At 68.3% G+C, this 6,134-nt stretch carries 6 protein-coding genes; all 6 read left to right on the forward strand.

The features are described from left to right. Positions 1-375: glutaminase (locus AC1DZ6_RS16875; RefSeq protein ID WP_477098302.1), on the forward strand; the 375-nt coding region annotated here is incomplete at its 5' end. Positions 376-393: 18 nt separating this feature from the next. Then, a complete protein-coding gene (locus AC1DZ6_RS16880) occupies positions 394-1,959 on the forward strand; it encodes a hypothetical protein (protein WP_477098303.1) in 1,566 nt (521 codons plus the stop codon). A gap of 15 nt (positions 1,960-1,974) precedes the next feature. Further along, on the forward strand, positions 1,975-3,039 hold the full coding sequence (locus AC1DZ6_RS16885) for an amidohydrolase family protein (protein ID WP_477098304.1): 1,065 nt from the start codon (positions 1,975-1,977) through the stop codon (positions 3,037-3,039). A gap of 120 nt (positions 3,040-3,159) precedes the next feature. Continuing rightward, the gene (locus AC1DZ6_RS16890) at positions 3,160-3,747 is read left to right on the forward strand and encodes an OmpA family protein (RefSeq protein ID WP_477098305.1); all 588 of its coding nucleotides are present in this window, start codon (positions 3,160-3,162) and stop codon (positions 3,745-3,747) included. Between the two features lie 132 nt (positions 3,748-3,879). Then, a complete protein-coding gene (locus tag AC1DZ6_RS16895) occupies positions 3,880-4,662 on the forward strand; it encodes an outer membrane protein (protein ID WP_477098306.1) in 783 nt (260 codons plus the stop codon). A 236-nt stretch (positions 4,663-4,898) separates the two neighbouring features. Then, positions 4,899-6,134 (forward strand): MFS transporter (locus AC1DZ6_RS16900; RefSeq protein ID WP_477098307.1); only part of this gene is annotated, 1,236 nt, incomplete at its 3' end.

The raw sequence follows: 6,134 nt of genomic DNA on the forward strand, positions 1-6,134 counted from the left end.
GACATCTACACGCGTCAGTGCGCGATCGCGGTCAACGCCAAGGACCTCGGCAACATGGCCGCCACCCTGGCCAACGGCGGCAAGAACCCGATCACCAAGAAGCAGGTGATCGAGCCCAAGCACGTGGCGCGCCTGCTGGCCGTCATGGCCACCGCCGGCCTCTACGACGACAGCGGCAAGTGGCTGTTCCACGCCGGCCTGCCGGCCAAGAGCGGCGTGGGCGGCGGACTGATCGCGGTGTCGCCGGGCAAGTTCGGGATCGGCACCTTCGCTCCGCCGCTGGACGCGGCCGGCAACAGCGTCCGGGGGCAGAAGGCGATCATCGCCATCTCCGAAGCCCTAGGCGGCAATCCGTACGACGTGAAGCCGGTCTGACCAGTCCGAGGAGTTTTCATGCGACGCGTAACGGATCGACGTCGGGCCAAGCCCGGCGCGGCGTTTCCCTTCGCCTTCGCCGCCGCCGGATTGATCCTGGCGGCCGGCTCGGGAAGCTCGGCCCTGGCGCAGGAGGCCCTCTCCACGGCGCCGGCCCCGCCGCCGGCGGCCAGCGCCGAGACCCTCGCCGCCATGCAGCGCGAGCTCCAGGCCCTCAAGGCCGAGGGCGAGGCGGCCAAGGCGGCCGAGGCCGAGCGGACCCGGCGCATCGACGCCCTCGCCGCCCAGCTATCCTGGGCCGCGGGCGAAGCCCCGCCCGCGCCCGCCGTATCGCCGCCGGTGGAGATCCAGCGGCTCCAGAACGCCGAGGCCCCCGCGCCCCCGCAGCGCTGGGGCGGCTTCGAGCCCGGCAAGGGCCTGGTTCTGATGCGCTCCGACATGGGCGAAGTGGACCTCGGCCTGGTCAGCTACCTGCGCTACCTGAACCAGCACGGGCTGGATAAGGCCTATGTGGACTCCTTCGGGCGGGCCAAGACCATCACGCCGCGCGAGGACTTCCAGCTCGCCAAGGTTCAGATCACGGTCCGCGGTTGGCTGTTCGATCCGAAGTTCGGCTACAACGCCTATGCCTGGACCTCGCAGACCGCCCAGGGCCAGGGCGCCCAGGTGGTGCTGGCCGGCAACCTGAACTGGACCTTCAGCGAAGCCCTGCGGGTCTATCTCGGCATCCAGTCGGTGCCGTCGACGCGCTCGACCAACCGGACCTTCCCGTACTGGCTGCGCAACGACAACCGGCCGATCGCCGACGAGTTCTTCCGGGGCTCGTACACGCAAGGCATCTGGGCCGACGGCAAGATCGCCAAGGGCCTGGAATACCGGGTGATGGTGGCCAACAATCTGAGCGCGTTGGGCGTCAACGCCGGTCAGCTGGACGCCAAGCCCAATACCTGGTCGGGAGCCCTGACCTGGATGCCGAGCACCGGCGAGTTCGGCCCGATCAACGGCTTCGGCGACTTCGAGAAGCACGACAAGGTCGCGACCCTGTTCAGCGCCCACTTCACGCGCAGCACCGAGACGCCGCAGTCGCAGCCGAACACCGAGTCCATCGAGAACACCCAGCTGCGGCTCTCCGACGGCACGCTGCTGTTCGCCGTGGACGCCTTCAACACGCCGGGCCGGATCACCGAGGCGCGCTACCAGATGCTGGCCCTGAATGGGGGGGTTAAGTACCGGGGCTTGTCGCTGGAGCTCGAGTACTACACGCGCTGGCTCGACAATTTCAAGGTCAACGGGGTCGTCCCGGTCACCGACCTCAAGGACACCGGGTTCCAGCTTCAGGCCTCGGCCATGCTGATCCCCAAGACCCTGCAGGTCTATATTTCCGGCTCGAAGATCTTTGGCGATTACGGCGATCCCTACGACATTGCCGCCGGCGTCAACTACTTCCCGTTCAAGCGCCGGGACATGCGGATCAACGTGATGGGCCTCTACGTCGACCGCTCGCCGGTCGGCTACACGGCCTATCCCATTCCGGTCGGCGGCAACGGGTTCACCTTCGTCTCGGATTTCTCCCTCGCCTTCTAGAGAAGGATGTCGCCGATGCCCCACCGATCGCTCGCCGCCCTGGGCCTGGTGCTGGCGCTCGCCGCCGGATCCGCCGCCGCCCAGGCTCCAAAGGACTGCCAGTTCAGCGACAGTCACTTCCACCTGACCAACTACATCCAGGAGGGGCCGTCGGCCGGCGAGGTGCTGAAGCTGATGGGCGACCGGGTGTGCCGCACCACCCTGTTCGGCATCCCCCTGCAGCAGGAGTGGTCGTATCGCGAGAGCGGCGACGTGGCGCCGACCTACTATCTCGAGGCCGACGCGCCGCTCTACTACTACTCGTTCACCGACGCGGCGATCGCCCTGCAGTACCGCGCCTTGTCGCCGGCCCAGCAGAAGCGGATCGATCCGATGATCACCGGCTTCAACCCCGCTGACATGTACGCCGCCGACCATGTGAAGCGGGTGCTGACCCTGTTCCCCGGGGTGTTCACCGGCATCGGCGAGTTCTCGGTGCACAAGGAGTTCGTCTCGCCGAAGATCGCCGGCGGCGGGGCCAGCCTGACCGATCCGTCGCTGGACCGCCTGCTCGACTTCGCCGGCGACGTCGGGCTGGTGGTCGTGCTGCACAACGACATGGTCCGGCCCTTCACCAAGGACGCCAAGGTCCGCGGCTATTTCAACCAGCTGACGGCGCTGTACGCGCGGCACCCCACAACCACGATCATCTGGGCCCATGCCGGCATGGGGCGGATCATCCAGCCAGTGAAGTCCGAGGCCGCCTACCTGGAAGAGATCCTGGGCAATCCGGCCATGAAGAACGTGATGTTCGACCTGTCGTGGGACGAGGTGGCCAAGTACCTGGTGGCGACGGACGATGCGTCGACCCGCGCGGCCGCGCTGATCAACAAATACCCCGACCGCTTTCTGTTCGGCACCGACGTGGTCGCGCCGCGCTCGCCGGAGCAGTATTTCAGCGTCTACGAGACCTACAAGCCGCTCTGGGACAAGCTGACGCCCGAGACGCGCGAGAAGGTTCTCAAGGGCAATTATGCGCGTATTTTCGACGCCGCCCGGGTCAAGGTCAGGGCCTGGGAACGCGCGAATGTCCGCCCCTAGGACTTCAGCAGCCACGCTTCGGGTATCCTGAGGTCAAGGCTCAGGTCTACACCTGATATGTCTTGTCGCCCCAAGCGCCAAACTCCTCGCTGAGTTTGGCAAAGAGCTGGGAGATCCATCATGGGGCGTTATCTATCGGGCGTCGCGGCCGCGGTCGTGGTCGCTAGCGGGCTGGCCCTAAGCGGCTGCGCCACGGAGAGCTATGTCGACGAGCATGTGGGGGCGGTGGACGCCCGGGTCACGGCGCTCGACGGACAGGTCTCGGCGTTGTCGAGTCGTGTCGACGGCGTGGACAAGAGCGCTACGGCGGCCGGCCAACGAGCCGACGCGGCCTATGATCTGGCCAAGGGCAAGATGACCCGTACGGTGATCAGCGAGACCGACAGCATCGGCTTCGACACCGGCAAGTGGACCCTGTCCGACGAGGCCAAGGCGACTCTCACCGCCTTCGCAGAACGTCTGAAGGGCGACAACAAGAAGGTCTTCGTCGAGATCGTCGGCCACGCCGACACGCGCGGCGACACCGACGCCAACCGCATCCTGGGCGAAAAGCGCGCTCTGGAAACCCGGCGCTTCCTCTTCGGCCAGGGCCTCCCGCTCATCGGCATGCAGACGGTGTCGTGGGGCGAGGAGCAGCCGGTCGCCGCCGGCTCGACGCCGGAAGACCTGGCCGCCAACCGGCGGGTGGTCCTGCGCGTCGTGGAGTAACCGCGATCGGCGCGCGGGTCCTCCGCGCGCCGCCTCCGGTCCCGCGCGGCCGGCCATCAGGTCTGCACCGGATATCTAGGGGCGGACCTTCCGGGAAGCCTTGTCCTCCATCGAATCCCGTGGAGGACAAGTATGCGTAGGTCAAAGTTCATCGTCGCGTTTGGGGCCGCGCTCGGCGCGGCCGGCGTTGTTTGCCTGGGCGCCGGCGCCGCCGTCGCCCAGAACGGTCCCTGGAACGGCCCCTATGTCGGCGGCAATATCGGCGCGTCCTGGGCCGACTCCACGCTGAGCATGAAGGCGGCGTCCGGCTCGGGCGGGGCGGTCATTCCGCCGGGCGACATCGGCTTGATCAACGCGCCCATCTCGGAAGACGACGACAACGAGATCGGCTTCACCGGTGGATTCCAGGCGGGCTACAACTACTGGTCCGGGGGCTGGATGCTCGGGCTGGAGACCGACATCAGCTATTACAACCTCGGCGAGGACCGCAAGAAGACCTACCGGTCGGGATTGGCGATCAACCCTCCGATCGATTTCACGATCGAGCAGAAGATGAAGACCGACTGGATCTGGACCCTGCGTCCACGGGTCGGCTACGCGACCGAGAGCTGGCTGTTCTACGCGACGGCCGGCGTGGCCGCCTCCGACATCAAGCTGACGACCAAGTACTACGACACCCGCGCCACGCCGGTCACCGGCAATAACGAGGAGTCCGACGTCAAGGTCGGCTGGTCCGCGGGCGTGGGCGGCGCCTTTGCGCTGAGCGACTACACCTCGGTGCGCGCCGAGTGGCTGTACTCCGACTTCGGCACGATCAAGTCCCAGGGCACGGTGGGCGCCAACTACGCCACCTTGAGCTCCGAGGCCGACGCCCGGGGCAATCTGTTCCGCATCGGCTTCGACTACACGTTCTGACGTCCGCGAGCCGGGCGTGTCCCGGAAAGCGGGCCGCGCTCGAGGTCCATTCCGGTGGACGGCGTTCGATCGGTTGACGATCAGGGCGCCGTCTGCCCTTTTGGCGCGATTAACCATCGAGCGTTGGTATGTGTGAGTCTGTTGTCGAGCTTCCGAGCGCGCCCCGATCCGGGACGGCCGTGACCGGTCTGGACCCGTCGGCCCCGCATTTGGTCTAGCGGGATCCGGGGGCGGACATGACGAAACAGAACGCGGCGTCGCGAGCGCCAGGGTGGAGATGGGCGACGGGCGCGCCGCTGGGCCTGTTGGCCCTGACCCATTTCCTGATGCAGGCCGACCGGAACCTGCCGGCGCTGGTCTTGCCGCTGCTCAAGGACCAGTTCCTGCTCAGCGACACCGCCCTGGGCCTCCTGCAGGGACCGGCCTTCGTGCTGTTCTTCGTGATCTCGACGCTGACCCTCGGTCAGGCGGTCGACCGGGCGCCGCAACTGAGGGTGCTGGCCGGCAGCCTGCTGTTGTGGACCCTGGCAAGCGTCGGCTTCGGCCTGGCCCGGAACCTGGAGCAACTGGTGCTGTGTCGGTTGGCGCTGGGCCTCTGCCAGGCCCTGGTCCAGCCGGCGGCCCTGTCGCTGATCGTGGCGCGGACCCCCGGCCCGGACGTCGGCCGGGCGATCTCGGTGTTCACCACCGGCTCGGCCCTGGGACGCAGCGGGGCCATGCTGCTGGGCGGCGTGCTGCTGGCCTGGAGCGCCTCGCCGCTGGTGCGCGCGATGTTTCCCGGCCTGGAGGCCTGGCGCGTGCTGTTCTTCCTCAGCGCCCTGCCCAATCTGCTGGCCGCCGCCGGCCTGCTGCTGGCCGACCGGCGCAGGCCCGGTCCGGCGAGGGTTCAGGCCTCGGCGCGCCGACCCTCGATGCTGCCGGCCCTGGAGCAAATGCGCGCCCGGCCCGCGGCGTTCGGCGTCCACCTGCTGGCGGCGGGCTGCGTGATCGTGCTGGTCCAGGCGGCCAGCGCCTGGCTGCCCACCCTGCTGCAGCGGGACCTGGGGTTGTCGCCGGCCCGCAGCGGCGTGGTCAGCGGGCTGATCGTCCTGGCCGGGTCACCCCTGGGCCACCTGAGCGGCGGGACCCTGGCCGATCTCTGCCGCCGCCTGGGACGTCCGCCCAGCCTGGTGATCGCCGCGGCCCTGGCGCTGTGCGTGGTCGGCGCCGGCCTGCTGTGCGTCACCCCGACCCTGGTCACGATCTGCGCCGGCTTCTTCATGCTGACCGTGTTCGGCGGCGTGGCGGCGGTGGTGTTCCTGGCCATGTACCAGCCGATGCTGTCGACGGCCCACGGCGCCTCGAACGCCATCTTCTTCGCCTCCACCACCCTGATCGGCCTGGGGCTGGGGCCGCCGGTCATCGGCCTGCTCAGCGACCGGGTGTTCGGACCGGGCCGGCTGGGCGAGGCTCTGTTCTGCACCACCCTGGCG

The sequence above is a fragment of the Caulobacter sp. P1_B12_2 genome, from assembly GCF_056406675.1.

Coding starts and splice junctions, on each gene's coding strand:
- AC1DZ6_RS16880 (WP_477098303.1), top strand. CDS start 394: ATGCGACGCGTAACGGATCGACGTCGGGCCAAGCCCGGCGCGGCGTTT.
- AC1DZ6_RS16885 (WP_477098304.1), top strand. CDS start 1,975: ATGCCCCACCGATCGCTCGCCGCCCTGGGCCTGGTGCTGGCGCTCGCC.
- AC1DZ6_RS16890 (WP_477098305.1), top strand. CDS start 3,160: ATGGGGCGTTATCTATCGGGCGTCGCGGCCGCGGTCGTGGTCGCTAGC.
- AC1DZ6_RS16895 (WP_477098306.1), top strand. CDS start 3,880: ATGCGTAGGTCAAAGTTCATCGTCGCGTTTGGGGCCGCGCTCGGCGCG.